The sequence below is a fragment of the Nitrososphaera sp. genome (genome assembly GCF_050748925.1).
Taxonomy (GTDB): Archaea; Thermoproteota; Nitrososphaeria; order Nitrososphaerales; family Nitrososphaeraceae; genus Nitrososphaera.
The window spans coordinates 1-1656 of sequence record NZ_JBOGQF010000224.1 but is presented as its reverse complement, the minus strand read 5'-3'; the positions used below and the strand labels follow the sequence as shown (position 1 = coordinate 1656).

1 protein-coding gene is annotated in these 1656 nt (G+C 55.4%); it reads right to left on the bottom strand.

Annotated elements, in window-relative coordinates; all coding sequences use genetic code 11:
* Positions 1 to 1457: type II/IV secretion system ATPase subunit (locus ACREAY_RS11755; RefSeq protein WP_431755956.1), on the bottom strand; the 1457-nt coding region annotated here is incomplete at its 3' end.
* Between the last annotated feature and the right edge of the window lie 199 nt (positions 1458 to 1656).

The window sequence follows — 1656 nt, the reverse complement described above, 5'->3', positions numbered from 1 at the left end:
CCCCTGAACGACACCGTGTCGCTTGCCGGGTCCCAGGTGAATATGGGGATGAACATGACAGAGTCGGCAGGTGCGTTGTAGCCGACGATCTCGTTTATCGAAAGCACGCGCCTTATCGGCCGGCCGTCCTTGCCCTGCACCGCGGCCTGGAAAAGGGCGATGTTCAGGTTCTCCACGTTTGGCTTGGGTATCTTCATAGGCTCGCCGGTCAGCCTCTGGATTAGGCTGGACATCTGCGCGGCGTGGAAAGTGCTGATGACAGGGTGGCCGGTCTGCATGGCCTGGAACGCGATGTTGGCCTCGACGCCCCTGATCTCGCCCACAAGGATGTAGTTTGGCCTCTGCCGGAGAGCCGCCTTTAGCAGGTCAAACATGGTCACGCTTGAAGACGCGCTGCCGGTGTCGCGGGTCACTTCGCTGATCCAGTTGTTGTGCGGAAGCGTGATTTCAGGCGTGTCTTCGATTGTGACTATCTTCCAGGTCGGCGGGATAAAGAGCGTGACTCCCATCATGGTGGTGGTCTTGCCTGACGCGGTCTCGCCGTTGATAAAGCAGCTCATGCCCTCGCTGACCATCATCCACATGTAGGCCGCTTCGAGCCGGTCAAGCGTCCTTGAAGAGATGATCTGCGTGATTGAAAGCGGCACACTTGCAAAGCGCCTGATGGTGGCGTTGGTGCCCTTTCTGCTGACGTCCTTGCCAAACACGATGTTGATTCTGGAGCCTTCCGGCAAGGTCGCGTCGATGACCGGCCGGGCGTGCGACACCGTCTTGCCAAACTGCTCGGACATGCCTATCACCAGGTTGTCGATGTCGTCATTTGTGAGCCAGACCGGCGACTTTAGCGATCCAAAGACCTTGTGGACGATGAACACGTTTCCCTGCCCCACGATGGAAATGTCCTCGAGGTACGGGTCGGTCAAAAACGGCTCGAGCAGGCCAAGGCCGGCGCGCTTGCGTATGAAATGGTACATCAGGTTGGAAAAGTCTTTTTCAAAGACTGAAAACACCTTGGCCTTTTGGTCAACCTTGCCATAGTCCACTTCTGTCTTTGAAAGGGCGCACTTTTTCTTTAAAAACTCCTCCAGGTACGTCATCTTTTGCTGGAGCTCGCTCACCGTGCTCGAAGACGCGGACTCTATCGCAAACAGCCTGTCAAGGGTCGATGCCAGGGTCACGTTTGGCTCTGGCGGGTCGATGATGATGTATTCCGTATAGCCGTCAGTCACCCCCACGCTGTTGATGTGGATGTAGATCTGCTCAGTCACGGGATAGATGAGGTTGAGCACCTTGAGGCCCTTGACGCTGTTGTCGAGCTTTTCATAGAACGCCGGCATCGGGATGTTGGACCTCGCAAGTTTCTGGATATAGTCTGACAGGTGGGGCGTCTTTTTTGCCGCCTCGAGCAACCGTTTGTCGATGACTGAACTGCCAGAGCCGGGGGCTGAAACTTGCATGATGATAAAAAGAGCGCCCCTAGCGGTTAAAACCGCTAGTATGTAAAACCAGCAACAGAGTCAGTTGCAAGTCTTGCTGAACATGAACTTGAATGCGGCTATCAGCGACTGGTTGTTTGTGCAAAAGCCGCACAGGTCCTGCTTTCTTGCCGGCGTCGTGCGGTTGTCAAGGAGTATTATCATCTCCTTGTCGTCGACC